Origin of the sequence: Halalkalibacter kiskunsagensis, assembly GCF_037027555.1 — a bacterium.
Classification (GTDB): Bacteria; Bacillota; Bacilli; order Bacillales; family Bacillaceae_D; genus Halalkalibacter; species Halalkalibacter kiskunsagensis.
Map to the genome: position 1 here is coordinate 1 of NZ_JAXBLX010000033.1, position 24,390 is coordinate 24,390.

The 24,390-nt window shown below is 39.1% G+C and carries 17 protein-coding genes and 1 riboswitch; all 17 genes read right to left on the bottom strand.

Annotated elements, in window-relative coordinates; all coding sequences use genetic code 11:
* On the bottom strand, window positions 1-263 hold a 263-nt coding region (locus SLH51_RS17365), incomplete at its 3' end, for a general stress protein (RefSeq protein WP_335962688.1).
* A gap of 275 nt (window positions 264-538) precedes the next feature.
* The gene (locus SLH51_RS17370; protein ID WP_335962689.1) at window positions 539-1,441 is read right to left on the bottom strand and encodes a diacylglycerol kinase; all 903 of its coding nucleotides are present in this window, start codon (window positions 1,439-1,441) and stop codon (window positions 539-541) included.
* A 266-nt stretch (window positions 1,442-1,707) separates the two neighbouring features.
* Window positions 1,708-3,138: an Asp-tRNA(Asn)/Glu-tRNA(Gln) amidotransferase subunit GatB gene (gene gatB / locus SLH51_RS17375; protein WP_335962690.1), complete on the bottom strand. Its 1,431-nt coding sequence runs from the start codon at window positions 3,136-3,138 to the stop codon at window positions 1,708-1,710.
* Between the two features lie 14 nt (window positions 3,139-3,152).
* A complete protein-coding gene (gene gatA, locus SLH51_RS17380) occupies window positions 3,153-4,610 on the bottom strand; it encodes an Asp-tRNA(Asn)/Glu-tRNA(Gln) amidotransferase subunit GatA (RefSeq protein ID WP_335962691.1) in 1,458 nt (485 codons plus the stop codon).
* Window positions 4,611-4,627: 17 nt separating this feature from the next.
* Window positions 4,628-4,918, bottom strand: a complete 291-nt coding sequence (gene gatC, locus SLH51_RS17385; RefSeq protein WP_335962692.1) for an Asp-tRNA(Asn)/Glu-tRNA(Gln) amidotransferase subunit GatC — start codon at window positions 4,916-4,918, stop codon at window positions 4,628-4,630.
* Between the two features lie 156 nt (window positions 4,919-5,074).
* Window positions 5,075-6,571 carry a sodium/proline symporter PutP gene (gene putP / locus SLH51_RS17390; protein WP_335962693.1) on the bottom strand — a complete coding sequence of 499 codons (1,497 nt, stop codon included), beginning with the start codon at window positions 6,569-6,571 and terminating at the stop codon, window positions 5,075-5,077.
* A gap of 475 nt (window positions 6,572-7,046) precedes the next feature.
* Window positions 7,047-8,009 (bottom strand): ABC transporter permease, encoded by a 963-nt coding sequence (locus tag SLH51_RS17395; protein WP_335962694.1) that lies wholly within the window; start codon window positions 8,007-8,009, stop codon window positions 7,047-7,049.
* 1 nt (window position 8,010) lies between these two features.
* On the bottom strand, window positions 8,011-9,030 hold the full coding sequence (locus SLH51_RS17400) for an ABC transporter permease (RefSeq protein WP_390183762.1): 1,020 nt from the start codon (window positions 9,028-9,030) through the stop codon (window positions 8,011-8,013).
* A 38-nt stretch (window positions 9,031-9,068) separates the two neighbouring features.
* Complete coding sequence (locus SLH51_RS17405) at window positions 9,069-10,598, bottom strand: ABC transporter ATP-binding protein (protein ID WP_335962695.1); 1,530 nt, start codon at window positions 10,596-10,598, stop codon at window positions 9,069-9,071.
* A 167-nt stretch (window positions 10,599-10,765) separates the two neighbouring features.
* On the bottom strand, window positions 10,766-11,899 hold the full coding sequence (locus tag SLH51_RS17410) for a BMP family lipoprotein (protein WP_335962696.1): 1,134 nt from the start codon (window positions 11,897-11,899) through the stop codon (window positions 10,766-10,768).
* Window positions 11,900-12,353: 454 nt separating this feature from the next.
* Complete coding sequence (locus tag SLH51_RS17415) at window positions 12,354-13,529, bottom strand: CamS family sex pheromone protein (RefSeq protein ID WP_335962697.1); 1,176 nt, start codon at window positions 13,527-13,529, stop codon at window positions 12,354-12,356.
* Between the two features lie 23 nt (window positions 13,530-13,552).
* A complete protein-coding gene (gene ligA / locus SLH51_RS17420) occupies window positions 13,553-15,568 on the bottom strand; it encodes an NAD-dependent DNA ligase LigA (protein WP_335962698.1) in 2,016 nt (671 codons plus the stop codon).
* 56 nt (window positions 15,569-15,624) lie between these two features.
* Entirely contained in the window at window positions 15,625-17,832 is a 2,208-nt protein-coding gene (gene pcrA, locus SLH51_RS17425; RefSeq protein ID WP_335962727.1) for a DNA helicase PcrA, read from the bottom strand.
* Between the two features lie 77 nt (window positions 17,833-17,909).
* Entirely contained in the window at window positions 17,910-18,605 is a 696-nt protein-coding gene (gene pcrB, locus SLH51_RS17430) for a heptaprenylglyceryl phosphate synthase (protein ID WP_335962699.1), read from the bottom strand.
* Between the two features lie 241 nt (window positions 18,606-18,846).
* Window positions 18,847-19,890: a ribonucleotide-diphosphate reductase subunit beta gene (locus tag SLH51_RS17435; RefSeq protein ID WP_335962700.1), complete on the bottom strand. Its 1,044-nt coding sequence runs from the start codon at window positions 19,888-19,890 to the stop codon at window positions 18,847-18,849.
* 24 nt (window positions 19,891-19,914) lie between these two features.
* On the bottom strand, window positions 19,915-22,185 hold the full coding sequence (locus tag SLH51_RS17440) for a ribonucleoside-diphosphate reductase subunit alpha (RefSeq protein ID WP_390183757.1): 2,271 nt from the start codon (window positions 22,183-22,185) through the stop codon (window positions 19,915-19,917).
* Window positions 22,186-22,308: 123 nt separating this feature from the next.
* A riboswitch (cobalamin riboswitch) is annotated at window positions 22,309-22,488 on the bottom strand.
* Window positions 22,489-22,687: 199 nt separating this feature from the next.
* Window positions 22,688-24,148, bottom strand: coding sequence for a glycine betaine uptake BCCT transporter (locus tag SLH51_RS17445; RefSeq protein WP_390183763.1), 1,461 nt, complete (start codon window positions 24,146-24,148; stop codon window positions 22,688-22,690).
* Window positions 24,149-24,390 lie beyond the last annotated feature (242 nt).

Genomic DNA, 24,390 nt, shown 5'->3' on the forward strand with positions numbered 1-24,390 from the left:
TCGTATTTTCTAGCTGTTTCTTCTCCGCCTTTTCTTCCAGCTTCCTCACGACTCATCGTTCCGTTAGAGTTGTTGTTGTTGCTGCTGTTATTACTAGTCGTATTCTGATTTCCGGAAGAACTTCTTCCACCCTTTTGTCCAATCTCTTCAAAGTGCTCTCTATCGTATTTTCTAGCTGTTTCTTCTCCGCCTTTTCTTCCAGCTTCCTCACGACTCATCGTTCCGTTAGAGTTGTTGTTTTGGTTTGACTTGTTGTTAGCCATTTCAAATCTACCTCCTTGGAATTTTAGATTAGGTGTTGCATAGTTCTGTTTACCACTTCTATTATTCACTTAAACTATTTTTAATTTATTTTTTGCTATGTTCGATAATCAATCAAGTAGATTTAGTAGTGAATATTACTTTTTCATTTCATATATGAAAAAAATCGAGTATAAAGCCTATGCGGCTTAATACTCGATATCATATGTTATCTCTACTGTATTTTCACATAATCAGATCTATATATTATAAGACCAATCAATTAAACCTTTAGTTTCTATCTTCGCTGTATCCGGTCCTTTGGAGTTAGCATCTGAAAGTGCTGATACATATTAACAAATTCAGCTGGTAGAGCTCCACCGTGCTCACCATCTAAATTTAGTTGCATGTCCCCTTCAACCTGTACTTTAATGCGATTAGCATGAACATACATCACTTTTGGATGATGAATATGCTCGCCACGTAGGGCAAGTGTTGCCAAATGTAGAAACTCAGGGAAAGAGAGTTTCTTGACGAGAATAAAATCAAACATGCCATCCTGAAGAGAAGCGTCTGGAGCTAGCTTCTCAAAGCCACCTACAGAGTTCGTGTTCGACACAAGGAACATCATGATTTCACCTTCAAATAATTTACCATCATACTCAATTTTCACTTTCCGTGGTGTTATATACGGAAGTTTTTCAAGCCCTTTTATATAATAGGCTAGTTGCCCAACAGCGGTTTTTAGTTTGCTTGGAACTTCATAGGTTAGCTCTGTTAACATCCCGCCGGCTGCTATATTGATAAAATAACGATCATCCACACGTCCAATATCAATCGGTTCAAAATGACCTCCACAAAGAATATCACATACCTTCTCAATATCACGTGGTATCCGCAACGCTCTTGCGAAATCATTCGTTGTCCCAGCAGGAATCAAACCAAGGTTCGGTCTAGTTTCTAAGTCAGCAAGTCCATTCACTACTTCAAAAATCGTTCCATCTCCACCGGCCGCGATTACCAAATCATATCCATTTTCTCCCGCTTTACGTGCAGCTCGTTTTGCACACCCTTCACCTGTCGTTGCATGAGTCGATGTTTCATAACCAGCCTGTTCAAGTCTTTCTAACACATAAGCTAAATTTTTACGAATTTGTTCACGCCCAGATGTTGGGTTATAAATAAGTCTGGCAGTTTTCATAGTAGATCCCCTACTTTTATAATAATCTCCACATCTTATATCCATTGCTGCTTGTATTGTACCTTAGTTAATCATATTTCAGCAATATTTCATTCTTGACTAAAAAAACGAAAAGTGTCCTTAACTTATTGTCCTTCACACACAAAATATAGGATACCCAATTTCTCATTCCACAAAAAATGTGACCGATGTTTAGAGTAGAGCTTTTAGCACAGAAAAAAATCTGCTCACCCAATAAACTTTGAGAGAACAGATCTTTTCTTCAGTTAACGCTTGGCAATCTCCTCGAGCAACAATTTGTTCACCATAGGAGGATTAGCCTTTCCTTTTGATGCCTTCATTATTTGTCCTACTAGGAAGCCAATGGCCTTTTCCTTCCCGTTTTTATAATCTTCAACGGACTGAGCGTTGTTATCAAGAACGTCTGTAACCATCTTAAGTAGTTCACCTTCATCAGAAATTTGGACCAGTCCTTTGTCTTTGACAATTTGTTCTGGATCTCCTCCTGCTTCGATCAACTCTTTAAATACTTTCTTTGCAATCTTAGAAGAAATCGTCCCTTTTTCAATTAGAGTAATCATCTTGGCAAGGCCAACTGGTGTCAGAGCTACGTCTTGAAGCTCTTTTTGCTCTGCATTTAAATAAGCAGATACTTCACCCATTAACCAGTTCGAAGCTTGCTTCGCTCCTGCACCTTGTTCAATTGTTTGTTCGAAGAAATCGGACATTTCTTTTGTCAGTGTCAGAACCACCGCATCATAAGCTGGAAGTCCTAATTCTTCGACATAACGCTTTTTACGTGCATCTGGAAGTTCTGGAATTTCAAAGCGGACACGCTCTTTCCATTCGTCATCAATATATAAATCAACGAGGTCAGGCTCAGGGAAGTAACGATAGTCATCTGACCCTTCTTTTACACGCATTAAAAGTGTTTTATTCGCTGCTTCATCAAAGCGGCGCGTTTCCTGTTCGATAATTCCACCTGACAGAAGCACTTGCTCTTGACGCTTTTCTTCATATTCAAGTCCTTTACGAACAAAGTTAAAAGAGTTTAAGTTTTTTAGCTCTGCCTTCGTACCAAATTTCTCTTGTCCTACTGGACGGAGGGAAATGTTCGCATCGCAACGTAAGGATCCTTCTTCCATTTTACAATCAGATACTCCCGTATATTGAATAATCGCTTTCAGCTTTTCAAGATACGCATATGCCTCAGCAGGCGTACGAATATCTGGCTCTGAAACAATTTCAATAAGAGGCGTTCCTTGACGATTGTAATCCACAAGAGAATAACCGTTACCAGAGTGGGTAAGCTTCCCTGCATCTTCTTCTAAATGAAGACGAGTAATCCCAATCCGTTTCTTCTCGCCTTCTACCTCAATTTCGATCCAGCCATGCTCCCCGATCGGTTTATCAAATTGTGAAATTTGATAAGCTTTCGGATTATCTGGATAGAAGTAGTTCTTTCGATCAAACTTCGTATCCGTTGCAACTTGACAATTCAATGCCATCGCTGCTTTCATGGCAAACTCAACAGCCGATTTGTTTAACACAGGTAAGACGCCTGGGTATCCAAGGTCGATGACGCTTGTATTGGCATTCGGCTCAGATCCGAAGTGGTTCGGACTAGCTGAGAAAATTTTCGATTCTGTCTTTAATTCTACGTGGACCTCAAGTCCAATAATTGTTTCGAAATTCATCGCAGTCTCCCCCCTTACAACGTAGGTTTTTTCGTGTGATAGTCTGTTGCTTGCTCAAATGCATGTGCCACACGATATACTGTACTTTCATCAAAATGCTTTCCAATAATTTGCAACCCAAGTGGTAGCCCATTCGTAAATCCACAAGGAACCGAGATTCCAGGGACACCAGCCAAGTTTACAGGGATCGTTAAAATATCATTTGCGTACATTGTTAATGGATCTTTTGTATTTTCACCAATTTTGAATGCTGGAGTTGGTGTTGTTGGCCCAACAATGACATCGTATTTTTCAAATACCTTTTCAAAGTCTTGCTTAATTAGCGTACGAACTTGTTGTGCTTTTTTATAGTAAGCATCATAGTAACCTGAACTTAAAGCAAATGTACCAAGCATAATACGACGTTTTACTTCATCTCCAAACCCTTCAGCACGTGTTTGCTTGTACATTTCAAGAAGGTTCTCGGCATTATCCGTACGATAGCCGTAACGAACGCCATCAAATCGAGCAAGGTTCGCTGATGCCTCTGAAGAAGAAATCAGATAATACGTTGCAAGTGCATATTTAGAATGCGGAAGAGATACTTCTTCCCATGTTGCCCCTTGTGCTTCAAGCACCTTTAACGCATCTAAAACTGATTGCTTAACTTCCTCTTGCACCCCTTCACCAAGATACTCTTTCGGAACAGCAATTTTTAATCCTTTCACATCTCCTGTTAGAGCAGACAAGAAGTCAGGTACTTCCACATTAGCAGAAGTCGAATCCATCGGATCAACACCTGTAATCGTTTGAAGAAGGTATGCATTATCTTCTACATTACGAGTAACTGGTCCAATTTGATCTAAAGAAGATGCAAATGCCACTAACCCGAAACGCGAAACTCTTCCATATGTAGGTTTTAGCCCAACAACGCCACAAAAGGCTGCTGGTTGACGAATGGAACCACCTGTATCTGAACCAAGGGAAAACGGAACTTCTCCTGCTGCTACAGCAGCAGCTGATCCACCACTAGATCCACCAGGTACAGTCTCTAGATTCCATGGGTTTTTCGTTTCTTGTAAAGCTGAATTCTCCGTTGATGAACCCATTGCGAATTCATCCATATTTAACTTTCCAATCGTAATAGATTGAGCGTTTTTCAACTTTTGAACGACCGTAGCATCATAAATCGGATCAAAGTTTTCAAGGATGCGACTTGAACATGTTGTACGTAGGCCCTTCGTAACAATATTATCCTTAACACCTATTGGCATACCAAATAAAAGCCCACGCTCACTGCTTGAGCTAAGTGCTTCGTCTAGCTCAGTGGCGTAAGCACGCGCCTTTTCTTCATTAAGTGTGACAAACGCCTTTACTTTATCGTCTACCTCAGCAATGCGCTTGTATGATTCATCAACAAGGTCAGAGACTTTCACTTCTTTCTTTAGAAGCATCGTGTGAAGCTCTGACATCTTATGGTCAAATAATGACATGAAGCTTGTCCTCCCTACTATTCTATAATTGATGGTACACGTATTTGACCATCTTCATGATCCGGTGCATTTTTTAATACATCTGCAATCGGTAAACCTTCTGCAGATTTGTCTTCACGCAAAACATTCTTCATATCAAGAACATGTGTAGTCGGTTTTACACCTGTTGTATCAAGTTCATTTAATTGTTCAGCAAAAGTAATAATCGCATCAAGTTGTTCCGTAAACATTTTCGTTTCTTCTTCTGTAATCGCAAGTCTTGCTAAGTGCGCAACATGCTTTACTTGTTCTTCTTGGATTCGTGACATTTCTCCTTCACCTCCGAAAAAATTCGATCATTTTGACAATATTATTAATAATACCAAATTCCACACCTGCAGGCAACAAAGCCCAATCTATCTAATCGTTTAATTAGATAAGAAAAACCTCTCTTAGCTCAAACACTAAGAGAGGTTAACGTATTATTATTTCGATTGATCAAATTCTACTTCAATCTCCGTTGACGGCTTTTCACCAAGTAAACTTACAACAAGGATCGCAACCCAAGCTAAGATAAAGCCTGGAACAATTTCATATAACCCTAATAATGGAAACTGCTCTGCTGATAAACCGAACCAACGATCAAGCTCAGCCCAGACAATCACCGTAATTCCACCAACGACCATTCCTGCTAATGCTCCATTTTTCGTCATTCGCTTCCAGAAGAGAGCGAGGATGATGACTGGACCAAATGCTGCTCCAAACCCAGCCCATGCATACCCTACTAAATCGAGTACGGAACTTTCAGGGTTGTAAGCAAGCAATGTAGCTAGCAGTGCAATCGCAACAACCCCAATTCTCCCAACTAAAACTAGTTCTTTTTGAGAAGCATTCTGGCGAATAAAGCCCTTATAAACATCCTCAGCAAGAGCACTAGATGAAACAAGAAGCTGAGAATCAATTGTAGACATAATCGCTGCTAAAATAGCAGCAAGCAAGAATCCAGCTACCCAAGGGTCAAACAGGACTTGTGTAAACAGGATAAAGACTGTTTCATGGGCTCCATCAGGCAGAGGATGCCCTCCTGGGCCATTTGTTGAAAAATACGCAATCCCGGCAAAACCAGTGAATATTGCACCAAATAAAGCAAGTACCATCCAAGTCATTCCAACCGCACGTGCTTTTGGAATTTCTTTTACTGATTTCACAGCCATAAAGCGGGTCAGAATATGTGGCTGACCAAAGTAACCTAATCCCCATGCAAGCAACGAAATAACGCCAATCAACGTTGCCCCTTGGAACGCATCTAAATAGGCAGGGTCCATTGTCCCTACTGCATTTACGGTCTCATTCCAACCACCCATTTTAGAAATGGAAACAATTGGAACAATAATTAATGCTAAGAACATAAGAATTCCTTGGAAAAAATCTGTCCAGCTAACTGCAAGAAATCCACCCAAGAACGTGTATGAAATAATAACTAGTGCCCCGATCCAAAGTGCTTGCGTATAACTCATTCCAAATGATGCTTCAAAAAGAAGTGCACCACCGACAAGTCCTGAAGACGTATAAAATGCAAAGAAAACAAGAATAACGAGTGCAGAAATAATACGTAATACCTTCGACTTATCATGAAACCGATTTTCCAGAAAATCAGGCAGCGTAATCGAATCGTTCGCCACTTCTGTGTACGTACGAAGACGAGCTGCAACAAACTGCCAATTTAAATACGCACCAATAGCTAATCCAACAGCAATCCAAATTTCACCCATGCCGCCTATATACATTGCACCAGGTAAACCGAGTAATAACCAACTACTCATATCAGAGGCACCTGCACTTAAAGCAGCAACGCTTCCGCCAAGTCGTCGTCCTCCAAGAACATAGTCTGATAAATTACTTGTCATTTTATAAGCTACTAATCCGATTACGAGCATCCCGAGCAAATACAAGATAAATGTAATAATCGTTGCTAGTTCCAAATTAATCACTCCTTCTTAAATACTAATGACGCTAACGATAAAATAATTAATAACGGCATTGGGATAAACAACAAAAGCCAAGTTGCTGTAGTCAAACCATAATCCATTTGTACACCCCCTTTAATCGGCTCTATGCAACTACTATGCAAGTACAAGAAACTTGATTACTTAAACAAATGTTTATTTAAGTAAATTGACTCATACTAGACATGCTATTTACCATAACATAAAATAAAAAACAGAACACTCTAACAATTTTAAATCAAAAAGGCTATTGCATATTTATTCTTGTTTCTCCTGTATACAAGCGCTTTAATCAATATAGAGTAATATATATACAACAAGAATAATGTTCATTAATTTCTTTATTACATTACTGGGGTAAATTATTTTTAGTTAGATAAAAGTATTTTACCCACTTTTTTTTCAAAAAAAAACTTTCTAAAGTTATATACCTCTAGAAAGTTTCTTGTTTCTATCTCGATCCTTTTACATACGGTTTTCCAATTGCTTTTGGGGCTTCTGCACGTCCTACAAAACCTGCCAACGCTAATATTGTCAGTACATAAGGTGCAATAAGAAGAAAAACAGATGGGACATTGGCCAATAGAGGAATTTGAGCACCTGTTATACTTAACGCTTGTGCTAATCCGAAAAACAACGCTGCCCCAAGTACTCCTAAAGGATTCCATTTCCCAAATATTAACGCTGCTAGAGCCATAAATCCTTGTCCAACAATGGTTGTACCCGAGAAGTTCCCTGAAACGGTAACAGCAAATACCGCTCCACCTAACCCGGCGAAAGCTCCGCTAAGCATTACCCCGATATAACGCATTTTATTGACGTGAATTCCCATTGTATCTGCAGCCATTGGATGTTCACCTACAGAACGAAGACGTAAACCAAACGGCGTATAAAACACAACATAATAAACAACTAGTGTAAGGGCGATAGCAATATAGGATGTTACATAAGCATTTGCAAAGAACAAAGGACCTATGATCGGAATATCACTTAAAAAAGGAACATCCTCACGGTAAATTCGATTACGGATATAGTCTGTTTGCCCCTTTCCATAAAATAAGCGAATTAAAAAGACTGTTAATCCAACTGCTAAGAAATTTAACGCCACCCCACTTACAATTTGATCCGCTCGAAATGTTATCGAAGCCACCGCATGAAAAAGCGAAAATAGTGCACCAATGACTACAGCAGCGATCATGGCAATCCATGTTGAAGCAATTCCCAGTCCCATACCTTCTAACGCTAACGTCACGACGATACCAGTAAATGCCCCTACGACCATTAGTCCTTCAAGGCCAATATTTACAACACCTGAGCGTTCACTAAATAACCCACCAAGCGCAGTCAAGATGAGGGGAGCCGCTGCGTAAATGGCTGCTGGAATGACAAGCGCCAAAATTTGCATAATATCCATATCAGATACCCTCCTTCTTGATACGATTCATAACCCAACGTATGATATAACTTGATGCGACAAAGAAAATAATGAGAGCGATCACAATATCAATAAGTTCAGTAGGGACTCCGGCTCTCGACTGCATATTCAAAGCTCCAATTTGTAAGCCACCAAACAAGAATGAAGCAAATACAACTCCAACCGCTGTATTAGCCCCAAGTAAAGCTACTGCGATCCCATCAAACCCTATTCCAGAAAATCCAGAAAGAATACTCATATATCCATACGTTCCAAGTCCCTCCATTGCACCTGCAACTCCTGCAAAACTACCTGAGATAATCATAGATAAGACAATGTTTCTTTCAACATTCATTCCAGCATATCGTGAAGCATGCTGGTTAAATCCAACCGCTCGAAGTTCATATCCTTTTGAAGTTCTCCATAATAGAAACCACATGACAAGACACCCTATAGCGGCCACAATGAAGCCATAGTGGAGTCTTGAATAATCCGTCATGGACTCTAAGAAAGGGGAGGCCAAAGATGCTGAAGGAGAAATGGTTTCCGTTCGTTCTCCAGGCACTAGCAAATACGCTCGAATTAAGTAATTAGCTGTATATAGAGCGATATAATTCATCATAATTGTCACGATTACTTCATGTACTTGGAAACGCGCCTTTAATAGACCAGGTACAAATCCCCACAAAGCACCGGCAATTGCACCTACTAAAATAGCCATTGGCAGGTGAATGATTTTCGGTAGTTCAAATGCAATCCCTACATAAACCGATGCTAGCCATCCTACTATGACTTGTCCTTCTACTCCGATGTTAAACAATCCTGTTCGAAAAGCAAACGCTACAGCAAGTCCAGATAGAATTAGTGGCGTCATTGTACGAATCGTTTCCCCTATGTAATAGGAATCACTAAATATCCCTCTTAATAATGCTGAGTACCCTGCTATTGGGTTATAACCACTAAGAAGCATTACTACTGCACCAATTAAGATTCCTAAAAATACAGCAATTAAAGGAACCATCAAGGAGACTAACCTCCCCTTTTGTAGTAATTTTTCCATCATTCTGCTTCACCCTCTTTCCTCGTCTGACCACCAGCCATCAGCAAACCTAATTCTTTTTCATTTGTTTTGTCTGCATCTACAATCGCTACTATTTCTCCTTCATACATCACAGCAATCCGGTCACTGACATTTAAAATTTCATCTAATTCTAATGACATAAGCAACACAGCTCGTCCCTTATCACGTTCCATCACAAGGCGACGGTGAATCGATTCAATTGCCCCAACATCTAATCCACGAGTCGGTTGTGCAGCAATTAAAAAGTCTGGTGATCGATCAACTTCTCGCGCAATAATGCCTTTTTGCTGGTTCCCTCCCGATAACGCCCGAGCAGGAGTTAGTTCACTAGGTGTCCTCACATCAAAGTCTTCAATCAACTCTCGAGCTTTATTGTAAATTTCAGGATAATTCAATATACCACTTGAAGAAAATGGCTTTTGATAATACGTTTGCAAAACCATATTTTCACCAATCGTAAAATCAAGAACAAGCCCATGCTTGTGCCGATCCTCAGGGATATGTCCAATACCTGATTCTGTTACTCTTCGTGGTTTATAATTGGTAATATTCTTCCCGTTTAGAGAGATAGTCCCTGTCTCTACTTTACGTAATCCTGTGATAGCTTCTATTAATTCCGATTGGCCATTACCATCAACTCCAGCTAATCCGATGATTTCTCCAGATTTCATATCCAAATTGAGTTTATTAACAGCATTTACTCCACGAGCATCTTTGACAATTAAGTCCTTTACACTTAAGACAACGTCCTTTGGCTGTGCTGGCTCTTTTTCTACTCCAAAGTTTACTTCTCGACCTACCATCATTTCCGCCAGTTTATCTGGATCTGTATCTTTGACTTCTACCGTTCCAATTCCTTTGCCTCGACGAATTACTGTACAGCGATCACAAACAGACATAATTTCTTTTAACTTATGGGTGATTAAGATAATTGATTTTCCTTCTTTCACCAACATTTTCATTATGTTAATCAACTCTTGAATTTCTTGCGGTGTTAATACAGCTGTCGGCTCATCAAATATTAATATATCTGCTCCACGATAAAGCGTCTTCAAGATCTCCACTCGTTGCTGCATCCCAACTGAAATGTTTTCAATTTTGGCATGTGGATCTACTTTTAATCCATAACGATTTGATATTTCTTCAACTTCCTTGGCAGCTTTCTTTATATTAATCCGACCTGCTTTTTTCGGTTCATTCCCTAAAATTATGTTTTCTGTAACTGTAAATTTATCTACAAGCATAAAATGCTGATGAACCATTCCAATTCCGAGGCGATTGGCTACATTAGGGTCTGTAATTTCTACTCTCTCACCACGAACAACAATCTCCCCTTTTTCTGGCTGATATAACCCAAACAGAACATTCATTAACGTTGACTTTCCAGCACCATTTTCACCTAAAAGTGCATGTATCTCGCCTTTTTTAAGCTGTAGTGTAATATTATCATTGGCCACTATCCCAGGGAACTCTTTCCGAATGTTATTCATTTCAATGACGTAACTCACGTGGAACCACTCCTTACTATCTACTCAAAACACCATTACAAGAAAAAAGACAATGAAGGATTGGACTATCAGCAATCCTTCATTGTCCCTTTTGCCTTCAATCGGTAAAACGATATGCACGTTGAAAAACAAAAGGCTAGTGAGACACTAGCCTTCACTTTATTTCATTAAAGGGATGAAAGATACTCTTCATATTCCTCATCTGATTGTGGAACAGAAATGTCACCCGCTTGAATTTGTGCTTTGTACTTTTCTACAGCTTGTAATGCCTCTTCGGACATATTGTCAGTTGAAGGCGCGATCCCTACAGCTTCATCATCAAGACCATACTCTAGGATTTCTCCACCAGGGAAATCTCCGTTCATTGTACGTTCAGATACTAAATACACCGCTGTATCAACACGTTTCACCATTGAAGTCAGTGTCACTGATTGACCATCACCATATTCTCCTTCTTCATGTTGGTCACGGTCTACTCCAATTGCCCAAACATTCTCATCATTCCGAGCTCGGTTAATTGCTTCTGTAAATAATCCGTTCCCCGTATCACCTGCTGCGTGATAAATAATATCGGCACCTTGGCTATACATTGTGTTTGCAATTTGGGCACCACGGTCCGGATTATTAAAGCTTTCTGCATATTGAACAATGATCTCAGCATCTGGATTCACGGCTTTGACCCCCGCTTTAAATCCATTTTCAAACTTTTTAATTAAAGCACCTTCAACGCCCCCTATGAAGCCTACTTTATTTCCTTCTGTTTGAAGACCAGCTGCAACACCTACTAAGAATGACCCTTCGTGTTCTTTAAATGTAATGTTAGCAATATTAGAAATCGGTGTTCCTTCTTCATCTGTTACAACAGAGTCTACAATCGCCAATTGTGCTTCTTCTACTTGCTGTGCAATTGTACGAATCGCATCTTCCATTAAGTAACCGATCCCCCAAACAAGATTTACATCTTCACGAACTAGATTACGCAGGTTTGGTTCAAATTCAGCTATATCACTAGATTGTAAGTAGCGGTAGTCTGTTCCTTCTTCCAAACCAAACTCTTGGCCAAACTCAACTAAACCTTCCCATGAAGATTGATTAAATGATTTATCATCAATTCCACCTACATCAGTAACCATTCCTACTGTAAAATCCTCAGCACCTACTGCTTCTTCTTCTTCAGGTGCTGTTTCTTCAGTCATTGGGTCCTCTTCAGTCCCTGGAGCTTCTTCTTCTCCTGCTCCACAAGCTGTTAATGCCATTACCGTCGCTGCAGTAACAGTTAACATACGTAACCAATTTTTCATGTGAAATCCCCCTTTTTATGTAAGTGCACACGCCTAATCATTGTAGGACACACTTTGTCTATAAGTAACAAGTATGTCAAACAGTTCTTTGCATAGGTTTTCACGTAACTTAAGTTCTATTCCTATTATGCAAAAATCAGTTTGACCTTATGAAAAATAGTATGTAGTGATCCCAGACATAGGCTGTTGTTCGTCAGACATCTGACCTCTTACAAGTTGTCTTCGAACGAACTAAATATATCATGTACTCTGCAAATAATAAATAGTTTTTTAAAAGTAAAACCCGCTCTTATTCGACATTTTTTTCAGTATCGTAGGAAATCTTACTAACTGATTTACACAGTTATTGTTTTCCATTTATAATTTATACTTTTCCATAAGAAAAAGGCCTCTTAACCATCCCTTTCAACCTGCAACTTTAGGTGAAAAATGATCGATCAAGTGACCTCGTTTATTAGAAGATGTGAATAAAAGGTTCCTCATTTGGGTTCTGAATAATAACACTCTCTGTATTTCCTGCCACAGACGTAATCGTGACACTCACCTTATAATTTCCTTGAAATCTTTGTTGTAGTTCACTTGCTACATACTGTGACAGAGCAACAATTTCCGCTTTTCCTTGAAAGCGAAGAGGAATTTCAATTTCTAACTCTTGAACTTGATTATCGACATAACGACCTTTTCCAACTACTCCAACGAACGTATCAAAAAAATCCTGAATATCATCTTTAAAACGTTGGAATTGATCTGCTTCATTTCGCGCTTCTTGATTTGCTTCGGTTGAAGGAAACAAATAATACCGTTCATTGACCCTTTGCCATCTTTCTAGTTCACTGCGAGCTGCAGCTTTTGATCTTGCAATGAAATTGCCTGGTATGACCGACTCCCGTGCTTGCTCACGAAATAGAGCAAATACAATTGGAATGTCTTGAAAGGCTCCTTCTTGCATATTTTCAGAACGTAATCTTTGTAAAATTTCATTGGCGATTCGTTGACCTTCTTGTTCAATTGCTTCATCTGAAAGTGGCAATTCATAAAAATAATAACGTCCCTGTTCATCTTCTACTCTAAAATTATAGACACTATTCATAGAAAGTCCAATCACAATACCACCAAGGTTTAATTGCCCATTGCTATCTTCTACAAGATAATTATGTTCTAAAATATGCGACAAATAACGAGGTTGGCTTTCTTCTCTCTCTCTCATCTCCCCGCTTTCACCAAGTGCTGGATTAAGACCTTGGGGATTAGTTTCCTCATCATATCGCATCAACCAACTATTAAGCGTATTGCGTTTAATAAATTGCCCTTCTCTAAAAAAGTATCTATCAGGATCAAAGTATTGTTGCGCGATACGTGTAAGTCCTATTTCCAATTGATCTAAATCAAGGCGATTGTAAACAACAGAATTCCCAAATCCTCTTGATTCCCCATGTAAATAAGAGCCATCATATAGTACGCTTTGGTAGTAATTATCTGGTGTAATCACTTGTGGAACAACTTCTACCACTTGTTCCTGTTCTTGTTCATTTCCTTCCTCAACGACTTGCTCCTCTTCCCGAGGTGTAATAGGAAAACATCCCGTCAGAAGAAACAAAAGAAGGCATAGTATTCCCCATCTTTTAAACACAAGTACTCCCCTCCCTTCTTTTTCTATGTTTCCTTGCGAAAAGCTTCTACAAGTTGAGCTTCATCCCAAATTTCTATCTGCAACTCTTCCGCTTTTGTTCGTTTTGAACCAGCATCTTCTCCGGCAATAACAAGGTCAGTCTTTTTACTTACACTCCCTGTTACTTTTCCTCCAAGAGCTTCTATTTTTTCTTTGGCTTCTCCACGTGTAAGTTGTTCAAGTTTCCCTGTTAACACTACAGTTTTTTTCGCAAATGGACTACCTGTTACATCTGCACTTGCAGGCGCTTTGGGTCCTTTATACGTTACATTAACGCCTAAGGCTTCCAATTCATCGATTAAACGCAGTACTTCTGGTTTGGCAAAATAGTGATTGATCGACGTGGCCATCTTTTCACCAATTTCATTTACAGCGATCAATTCTTCTTCTGAAGCCTCTTTAATCTTATGAATTGTTTCGAACTCCATCGCTAACGTTTTCGCTGCTTTTGCTCCCACAAATCGGATTCCTAACCCAAACAATAGACGCTCAAGTGAATTATCTTTTGTTTTCTCTATTGCTTCTAATAAATTATCAACTGACTTGTCACCCATTCGCTCAAGTTGCAATAATTCATCACGATTCAGTTTATAAATATCTGCAACATCGTGAACAAGATCATGTTCAAATAATTGGCTAATGACTTTTTCACCAAGACCATCGATATTCATCGCATTTCTTGATACAAAATGAATTAAGCCTTCTCGTATTTGCGCAGGACATTGTGGGTTAATACAACGTAGGGCGACTTCTCCCTCTAATCGTACAAGCTCACTCTCACAAGCAGGACAATGTGTTGGCATTGAAAAATCACGTTCGCTTCCATCACGAAGCTCTGGAAGTACATTGACAACCTCTGGGATAATGTCTCCCGCTTTTTTGATGACAACGGAATCTCCTAGCTTCACATCTTTTTCACGAATTAAATCTTCGTTGTGTAGTGAAGCTCGCTTCACTGTTGTTCCGGCAACAATGACAGGAGACAGGATAGCTGTTGGTGTCACAACTCCAGTGCGTCCAATGCTTAGTTCAATCTCTTCAAGCTTTGTAACGACCTCTTCAGCCGGAAATTTAAAAGCAATCGCCCATCTAGGGCTTTTTGCAGTAAAGCCAAGTTCTTTTTGTTGCTCTAGACGATCGACTTTTATCACAATTCCATCAATATCGTACGGAAGTGTCGCTCGTTTTTCTACCCATTCCTCTGTATAGGCTATCACGTCTTCAATCGATGAACAGTGTTTGCTTTCGTTGTTCACACGAAAGCCAAGTTCTTTTAAATAGGCTAGTCCTTCATGATGAGACTCGACTTCACCACCTTCTAAATGACCGATCGCATAAACAAACATCGATAAATTCCGTTTCGCTGCAAGCTTTGGATTTAATTGACGTAAAGAGCCAGCAGCAGCATTACGTGGATTCGCAAACTTTTCTTCCCCAGCTTGCTCTTTCGCTACATTTAATGCTTCAAAAGAACCTTTAGGCATATAAGCTTCCCCACGCACTTCTAGATTAACACCCTCTGTTAAGCGAAGTGGTATTGCAGGAATTGTCTTTAGGTTCTCAGTAATATCTTCCCCAACTGTTCCATCACCACGTGTGGCTCCTTGTGTAAATTTTCCATCTTCATACGATAAGGAGACCGCCAAACCGTCAATTTTCAATTCACAACTATACGTGACATCATCGCCAACTAATTGCCTAACTCTGCGATCGAAATCACGCAAATCCATATCAGAGAAAGCATTTCCTAGGCTCAACATCGGAGTACGATGCTGAACCTTTTTGAAAAACGGCAGAGTTTCTCCTCCAATTCGGACGGTCGGTGAATCTTCACTAACAAACTCAGGATGTTCGCCTTCAAGCCTTATTAGTTCTTTCATTAACGTATCATATTCAGCATCAGAAACAATAGGATTATCAAGTACATAATAATGATGACCATATTCTACTAATTGCTTTCGAAGTTCTTCGATCCTCTTTTCTACTTGCTGTTGCCCCATGGCATTCTTCCTTTCTATTACATTAACCCCATACCCAAGGGTCTGCCCCTTTGAGATTATTGCTTCGTAATTGGTGCAAATTTGGCAAATAATCGCTTTACACCAGTTGGATTTGGAAAGGCAATATCAAGCTCAAGTGACTCGCCATCTCCTTTTAAGCTAACAACCGTTCCAACTCCCCACTTCTTATGCGCCGCTTTATCACCAACACTCCAGGAAAAGCTTTCTCCACCGGTTTGAATAACTTTCGGTCTGTCTATTGATCTAGAACGTTGTTGTGTCGGTGCAGAATTTTTGCGCGATGTTTTCATCCAGTCAGGCGTTTGCTTTACTTCATTCAATGACTCTAAGCACTCAATTGGAATTTCTGCAATAAAACGTGACGGTGGGTTGGTACTCGTTCGCCCGTACAGTGTTCTCATTCTTGCATTTGTTAAATAAAGTTGTTTTTCTGCGCGTGTAATCCCTACATAAGCAAGTCTGCGTTCCTCTTCCATCTCTTCTTCCTCAAATAAAGAGCGGCTATGTGGGAAGATTCCTTCTTCCATACCAATTAAGAACACAAGTGGAAACTCTAGTCCTTTTGCAGAATGAAGCGTCATTAAGGTAATGGCATCTTTTGGTTTGCCTTCATTCTCATCATCTAACTTATCGATATCAGCAACAAGAGCTAAATCGGTTAAGAACGCCACTAGTGACTTGTCTTCATTTTGCTTTTCAAACTCATTTGTTACTGTAATAAACTCATCTATGTTCTCAAGTCGACTTAGCGCTTCAATGGACTTTTCATTTTTTAGCATCTCACGGTATCCCGTCCGATCTAGTAACTCTTCGACTAATTCTGTGACCGATAAATACTCCTGCATTTGCACCCAATGTCCGAGCTGATCGGAGAACTCTCGTAATTTGCTCACAGTACGTCCAGTAAGACCAATTTGCTCGACCTCTTGAAGAGCTGCAAACATCGATATTCCTTGTTCGATCGCAAATGCACCTATTTTATCAACCGTTGTTGCACCGATTCCACGCTTAGGTACATTTATAATACGTTGCAGACTAATGTCATCATCCGGATTTGCGATTAAACGCAAATAAGCTAAAACATCTTTAATCTCTTTACGATCATAGAACTTTGTTCCGCCAACAATGTTGTAGTCAATGTTAGACTTCACAAAAAATTCCTCAATTACACGTGATTGAGCATTCGTCCGGTATAAAATCGCTATGTCCGAGTAGGAATAGTTCTCTTTTTGCATCGCTTCTCTAATTCGTTCTACGACAAATTGAGCCTCTGAATGTTCTGTATCTGCTGCATAATACCCAATTCCACAACCTGCGTCGTTATCTGTCCATAAGTTTTTCTTTTTTCGATTGGAGTTGTTCTCGATGACACGATTGGCTGCTTGAAGAATGGTTTTCGTTGAGCGATAGTTTTGTTCAAGCAAGATCACTTTTGCTTTTGGGTAATCTTCTTCAAATGAGAGAATATTGGCAATATCTGCCCCACGCCAGCGATAGATTGATTGATCAGAATCACCAACTACACAAAGGTTTTTAAAACGCTCAGCTATCATATTTACAAGCATATATTGAGCGCGGTTCGTATCTTGATACTCATCTACGAGAATGTACTGGAATTTTCTTTGGTAGAACTCCAACACTTCGGGAACGAGTTTAAATAACTCAATTGTCTTCATAATCAAATCATCAAAATCAAGCGCATGGTTCTTTTTTAATTGCTTTTGGTACTCTACGTAAACATCTGCAACAGTTTGCTCATATGGTCCTGTTGCACTTTTAGCAAAAACGTCAGGCTTTTTTAATTCATTTTTCGCACTACTAATTGTCCCAAGAATACCTCTTGCTTCAAACTTCTTAGGGTCAATGTTTTTGTTTTTTAATATTTGTTTAATGACTGTTAATTGGTCTCCTGAATCCAAAATCGTAAAGTTTCGATTATAACCAATTCGGTCAATATCACGACGTAATACCCGTACACACATCGAGTGGAATGTTGAAATCCAAATATCTTCCGCCACTGGTCCAACAAGCTGAGCAACACGATCTTTCATCTCTCGGGCTGCTTTATTCGTAAATGTAATTGCCAATACACTCCAAGGAGCAACTTCTTTTTCACGTAGTAAATACGCAATTCGATGCGTAAGCACTCGTGTCTTCCCACTTCCTGCACCCGCCATTAACAATAGAGGTCCTTCTGTATGTGTCACGGCTTGTCTTTGCTCAGGGTTTAACCCAGAGAGCATCTTTTCTATTATTTTCGCTTGCACACCCTCACCACCAAACGTATGTTCTCACTTTATATTTTATCGTGCTTCTTCTTTTATTTCAACGTTTCTTTAACGGCTGCAACAGTAGTTAGTGCAGCTTTCAAGTCTTCATAGATGATATTTCCTACTACTACCGTATCAGCATATTGTGCCATTTCCTTCGCTTTTTCAGCAGAACGAATGCCACCACCATAGAACAGTTTTGTCTGATCAAGAACTCCAGAAACATTCTTTACAATCTCTACATCGCCATATGTTCCACTATATTCTAAATAAAAGATTGGGAAGTGATAAAGATGCTCCGCCATCCGCGCGTAGGCAACGACGTCATCGGAAGAAAGTTCGGTTTTCGCTTTGGTAAGCTTGGCTGCCTTCGCTTCATCGTTTAATATGCAATACCCTTCCACAGCGATTTCATCCCAGTTCATAATCGCACCGTATTCTTTGATCGCCTCATGATGGTGTCCAGAAATCCACTCTACCTTGTTACTATTCATAACTGATGGAATGAAAAAATAATCAAACCCAGGAGTGATTGCCTCACTATTTGAAATCTCTAGTGCACAGGAAACCGTGTACCGGCGAACCCTTGCCAACAGCTGTAATGTATTATCGAGCGTCACCCCATCGGTTCCACCAATAATTAAACCATCCGTTCCAGATTCACAAATCGCTTCTAATGCTTCCTCTGATATTTCTTTGTTCGGGTCTAATTTAAACACATGTCGCCACTCTATATACTCAAGCATCTTTTATCACTCCTGCTTCCCTACCAAATTCCATGTAAGTACCTGTCTGAGAAGTCATTATATCAAAGAAAAGAAACGTTGTCGCCCGGAGTAAGTAACCAAAATTTTTCTTATTTGATCGGAGTGTTTGAACCTGGCGATGACGTTTCTTCCACTATCATAAAATAGGGTGACTCCAAGAGGTTGCATTGGAGTCACCCTAAAATTGTTAAAACAAACGTTTGATTAATGGCTAATGGTCCTACAGTTCATCAAACCCATTCACATCAGATACTTTTACGTACTGTCTTGACTTTTGTTCAAAGAAATCACTTTTTCCACTATCAACATCTTCATAAGCATTAATCCATCTCATTGGATTTTGACGATACCCTTCAAAAGGGCGTTCAATCCCTAGTTGGTTGACACGTTTGTTGGCAATAAATTTAATATAACTTTCAAGTTCATCCATATTAATCCCGTCAAGTTTATCTCCAATAATTGATTGTCCCCACTTGATTTCTAATTCTGCTGCTCGCTTAAATGTTTCTTGTACAAATCTATGAGTCTCAGGTGTATCAAGTTCAGGGTTCTCTTTTAATAACTCTTTAAAAATATGTGAAAACAAATTCACATGCAATTGCTCATCCCGATTAATATAGTTGATCATTGTGCTTGATGACACCATTTTTCGATTACGTGCCAAGTTATAAAAGAATGCAAAACCAGAATAGAAATTTAATCCCTCAAGAATGACGTCAAACACAATTGATTCCATAAATGTTTGCGGTGTTGGATTATCGATAAATCTTTGGTACCCTTCTGCTATAAAGTCATTTCTCTCTCTTAGTATTGGATCATGCTTCCAATATTCAAAGATTTCATCTTGTTCCTGCTTAGGTACTAGACTCGATAAAACATAAGAGTACGACTGATTGTGCACGACTTCTTGAAACGATAACACTTGCATTAAAGCAGCAAGACTGGAATCTGTTAAATACCCAGCTACTTTTCCAGAATAGTCTGTTTGTACACTATCGAGGAAAGCAAGCAAACCAATTATTTTTTTGAAAGCATACCGCTCATCTTCAGAAAGCTTGAGCCATTGTTTAATGTCATTAGACATATTTATTTCAAACGGGGTCCAGAAGTTCGCAAGCATATTTTTATACATCGGATAAGCCCATTTAAAGCGGACATCATCCCAGTTCAATATGTTTGAACTTTCTCCATTAATAATGCCGGTTGAAGCATTGGGTGCGGTTGGATCATATAGTTTACGAGATTGTAATGTTTGTTGATTCATAATTATTCCCTCTCTTATTAAGTGTTAAGAAGAGCAGCTTTCACACTCTTCAATTTCAACCAAAGAAGTCGATCTTGTATAATACGTCGTTTTCAAGTTTGACTTCCAAGCCTCTAAATGAAGGTGCAATAAGTCTTTTGCTTTAATTGTATTTTTCACATAAAAATTAAATGAAATGGATTGATCAATATGGCGTTGACGAGCCTCATTTTGCTTAATGCTCCAAGTTTGATCAATCTCGTACGCTGACTTATAATACCAAGTTGTTTCGGGTGATAGGTCTGGAGCGGTCACCGGAATTTTGTAATTCTTTTTCTCCTCCGAGTATTCTTTCTTAAATATCGGATCAATGGATGCGGTCGTCCCAGCAATGATTGCCGTTGTAGAATTCGGTGCCACTGCCATTAAATACCCGTTACGCACTCCTTTTTCCTTCACACCATCTCGAAGCTCCATCCACTTTTCACTCATATATTGACGTGTATCAAAATATGCACCTGTTTCCCAATCAGACCCTTGAAAAAGTGGATAAGCTCCTTTTTCCTTTGCCAACTCATGGCTTGCACGAACCGTTAAAAACGCGATGTTTTCATATAATGTGTCTGTGTACTCTACCGCCTCCTCTGATTCCCATCTGATGCCTTTTAAAGCTAACAAATGATGCCAGCCAAATGTGCCTAATCCAATGGAACGGTATTTTTGATTTGTTATTTGTGCCTGCAAAACTGGAAGATTATTTAATTCAATCACATTGTCAAGCATGCGAACTTGAATAGGGATCAGTCTTTCAAGTATATTCTCTGTTACTGCTTTAGCTAGATTAATAGAAGACAAATTACAAACCACAAAGTCCCCAGGTTCTTTCACGACAATTATTTTGCCATCTTCGGTTTTTTCTTCAACGACCGTTGTGGCTTTCATATTTTGTGTAATTTCTGTACACAAGTTACTGCAATAGATCATCCCTTGGTGACGGTTGGTGTTAGCTCGGTTTACAGTATCTCTATAAAACATATATGGTGTACCCGTCTCAAGCTGACTTTTCAAAATTTCTTTGAAAATATCAATCGCCGGAACGACTTCCCATAACAATCCTTTTTCACCAAGTAATCCGTTGTTAGCCGCTTCCATACACTGTTTATACTTATCACGGAAATTTCCCTTTCCTCTTTCTTCATCATAATAATCTTCCAAACTAAAACCCAAAGTTTGGCGGATTGAATGCGGATCGAATAAATACCAATCATCCCGCGCCTCAACTTTTTCCATAAATAAATCTGGTAGACAAACGCCTGTAAATAAATCATGGGTACGCTGCCTTTCATCACCATTATTTAATTTCACAGCTAAAAAGCTATAAATATCGCGGTGCCAAATATCTAAATACACACTGATTGCACCCTGTCTTTGACCTAACTGATCTACACTAACCGCGGTATTATTAAGCTGTTTCATCCACGGGATGACTCCAGACGACACTCCTTTAAAGCCTTTAATGTCACTTCCACGACTGCGTAGCTTTCCTAAATACGCGCCGATGCCTCCTCCACTTTTACTTAGCGTTGCAATATCTGTATTGCTGTCATAGATCCCTCTAAGACTATCGTCTACCGTATCAATAAAACAACTGGATAATTGTCCGTAGCTTTTCCCTGCATTAGCCAGTGTTGGGGTTGCCACCGTCATGTATAAATTCGAAATCGCCCAGTACGTTTCTATAATAAGGCCTAAACGTTTTTCCTTTGGCTCTTTCATCATTAACGTGAGTGCTATGACTAAAAATCTTTCTTGAGGAAGTTCATAAATTTCTCCACTGTGCGATTTAGCTAAATAACGGTCTGCTAAAGTTAGCAATCCGACATATGTAAACAACGAATCTCGTTTAGGAACAATTATTTTTTCTACTTCTTCAAGCTCTTCCTTTGAATACTCTTGTAATATTTCTTCAGAGTAAATGCCCATCCCCGTTAATTGTTGAACTAACTCGTAAAAGGATCCATACTGTAGGTTATCTTCATAGTCCCTACAGTGAGCCGCTTTGCTATAAAGTTGCTTTAATAATATTTTAGCTGCAACATAGGTCCAGTCCGGTTCCTCCGCAGAAATTCTCTCCAAAGCAGACAAAATCATTACATTGCTAAGGTTTTCTTCTGAAATATTCTCTTTTGATGTTACTGCTTGTTCAATCTTCTCCTTATATAAAGCAAAATCTAATTTTGGAAATAGACTCACTAGTTCTTGAATCTGAATTTTTGCTTTTTCAACGGTATTGGTTGGTATAATCATACTTTTCATTCATCTTCCTCCTTATCAAAATAAAAAACGCTCTTTCTCCAAGTTAGAGAAAGAGCGTAAAACGGCGTGTGAATAAGACATTAAATATATTTTGCCGTCTTACTTCTCACACCCCGGAGATAGTTTAACTAAAGAATGACGGCAGGTCTCCTGACTCGTGCTTCACCCTACGATGAGCCTTCCCATGCAATATGCACAGTGGGTCCCTCATTTCGTCCACACTTACAGTTGCGGGGGCAGTTCTGGCTTCGCACCAGATTCCCTATTAAGTCTATTTAGACACCGTTCATTCCGCGAATTCAATATATAGTTGTTAAAAACTTAATTAGATACGATATATTGTATATACTAAAGGAAGATTTCACCTATTGCAAGAAAAACATTTTTTCCATTATAAACAAACTAGGTTCGCTTCTCACTCATTATAGTGAGAGACAAACCTAGTAAATGATCGGTAGAAACAGAGTACCCTATTATAATGAGAGCTCTTTTCTCCTAATCTTTAGCTAGCCACTTTCTTCTTTTTTTCTTTTTGGGCTATACTTTGATCTTTTAAGTCTTGATTCAATTCTTTTACTAACCCATAACACATCGCCAAGACAATAAACGAAAGAGGCAATGCACTAACGATGATAGCTGTTTGTAATCCGGATAACCCACCTGAAGCCATTAATACAGCAGTAGAGGCTACTAAGATTAACCCCCATGTAACCTTTACTCGATTTGATGGGTTCAACTTCCCTCCAGTTGTTTGCATCCCCAAAACAAAAGTAGCTGAATCGGCTGATGTGACAAAGAACGTTGTGATTAAAGCTACAGTTAAAATTGATAAGATAATTCCAAATGGCAACTGTTGATAAACATAAAAAAGGGCTGTTTCAAGTCCTTGTTCAGAAACATTTAAGCCTTGAGTTACCTCTAAATAGATACCTGTACCACCGAAAACCGTAAACCAAATAGCACAAACAAATGAAGGGACCAAAAGAACAGCTACAGTAAATTCACGTATCGTTCTACCTTTGGATACTCGAGCAATAAACATCCCAACAAATGGAGTCCATGAAACCCACCATGCCCAGTAAAAGACAGTCCAACCTTGAGTCCACGCCGCCTCCGTTTCATCAAAAGGAGCTATGCGCAAGCCCATTAATAGAAGGTTTTGAAAATAACTCCCTAGGCTTGATGTAAACATATTTAGTAAAAATAACGTAGGGCCGATAATAAGCATAGCAAAAAACAAAAGCGTTGCTATCGACATATTCGCAAGACTTAAGTACTTAATTCCTTTTGATATTCCTGTATTCGCTGAAACAATGAAAAGGACAGTAATAATACTCATAATAATCATTTGAACCATAAAGTTATTTGGAATCCCAACCAAATATGCTAATCCTGCATTTATTTGCTGTGAACCTAATCCTAAGGAAGCCGCCACTCCAAATAAAGTTGCAAAAACAGCCACAATATCAATGGTTTGTCCAATAGGCCCTTTCACCTTTTCACCAAGTACAGGATAAAGAGTAGTACTCATTAAACCTGGTGCATTTTTTCTGAATCTTTGATAAGCAAGGGATAGTGCCACGATTGCGTAGATAGCCCAAGCATGTAACCCCCAATGAAGCCAAGTGTAGCGCATTCCAACAATTGCTGATTGTTCGGTCCCTCCATCTCCAGAAGGCGGAGTAGAAAAATGGGCTATCGGTTCAGACACTCCATAAAAAAGAAGACCAATTCCCATTCCTGCTGAAAATAACATCGAAAACCAGGCTGGACGACTATATTCTGGTTTCGAATCAGGTTTTCCTAGTTTAATATTTCCATACTTACTAAAAATCATAAAAAAAGCAAACAGCAGGAAGAAAGTGGCTACTAATTGATAAAACCAACCAAATGACTCAAGAACAAAAGCTTGAGCTACTTCCATTGCTGAACCTAATTGTTCAGGAATCAAAACACCAATCATGACAAAAATAGCAGCAATAGCCACAGCTACTTTAAAAATAGACCTATCATTTTCACCTTTATCTGAAATAATAAACACTCCTTATTGTTTTTATATTTACTGATTAGAAAACTTGCCAATAAATACTTATTTTTATTAAACCATATTTCTTTTTAAAGTTTAAAAATCATATAGAGTCATTTTTAAGAATTACTCCTTATTTCATGAGCTCACCGACTGTCAGCATAATGAGAGTTACTATT

Excerpts from the sequence above, each read along its gene's own strand:
- SLH51_RS17370 (WP_335962689.1), bottom strand. The coding sequence starts at position 1,441 with ATGAAAACTGCCAGACTTATTTATAACCCAACATCTGGGCGTGAACAA.
- gatB (WP_335962690.1), bottom strand. The coding sequence starts at position 3,138 with ATGAATTTCGAAACAATTATTGGACTTGAGGTCCACGTAGAATTAAAG.
- gatA (WP_335962691.1), bottom strand. The coding sequence starts at position 4,610 with ATGTCATTATTTGACCATAAGATGTCAGAGCTTCACACGATGCTTCTA.
- gatC (WP_335962692.1), bottom strand. The coding sequence starts at position 4,918 with ATGTCACGAATCCAAGAAGAACAAGTAAAGCATGTTGCGCACTTAGCA.
- SLH51_RS17395 (WP_335962694.1), bottom strand. The coding sequence starts at position 8,009 with ATGGATATTATGCAAATTTTGGCGCTTGTCATTCCAGCAGCCATTTAC.
- SLH51_RS17400 (WP_390183762.1), bottom strand. The coding sequence starts at position 9,030 with ATGGTTCCTTTAATTGCTGTATTTTTAGGAATCTTAATTGGTGCAGTA.
- SLH51_RS17410 (WP_335962696.1), bottom strand. The coding sequence starts at position 11,899 with ATGAAAAATTGGTTACGTATGTTAACTGTTACTGCAGCGACGGTAATG.
- ligA (WP_335962698.1), bottom strand. The coding sequence starts at position 15,568 with ATGGGGCAACAGCAAGTAGAAAAGAGGATCGAAGAACTTCGAAAGCAA.
- pcrA (WP_335962727.1), bottom strand. The coding sequence starts at position 17,832 with ATGCTCTCTGGGTTAAACCCTGAGCAAAGACAAGCCGTGACACATACA.
- pcrB (WP_335962699.1), bottom strand. The coding sequence starts at position 18,605 with ATGCTTGAGTATATAGAGTGGCGACATGTGTTTAAATTAGACCCGAAC.
- SLH51_RS17435 (WP_335962700.1), bottom strand. The coding sequence starts at position 19,890 with ATGAATCAACAAACATTACAATCTCGTAAACTATATGATCCAACCGCA.
- SLH51_RS17440 (WP_390183757.1), bottom strand. The coding sequence starts at position 22,185 with ATGAAAAGTATGATTATACCAACCAATACCGTTGAAAAAGCAAAAATT.
- SLH51_RS17445 (WP_390183763.1), bottom strand. The coding sequence starts at position 24,148 with ATGATTGGTGTTTTGATTCCTGAACAATTAGGTTCAGCAATGGAAGTA.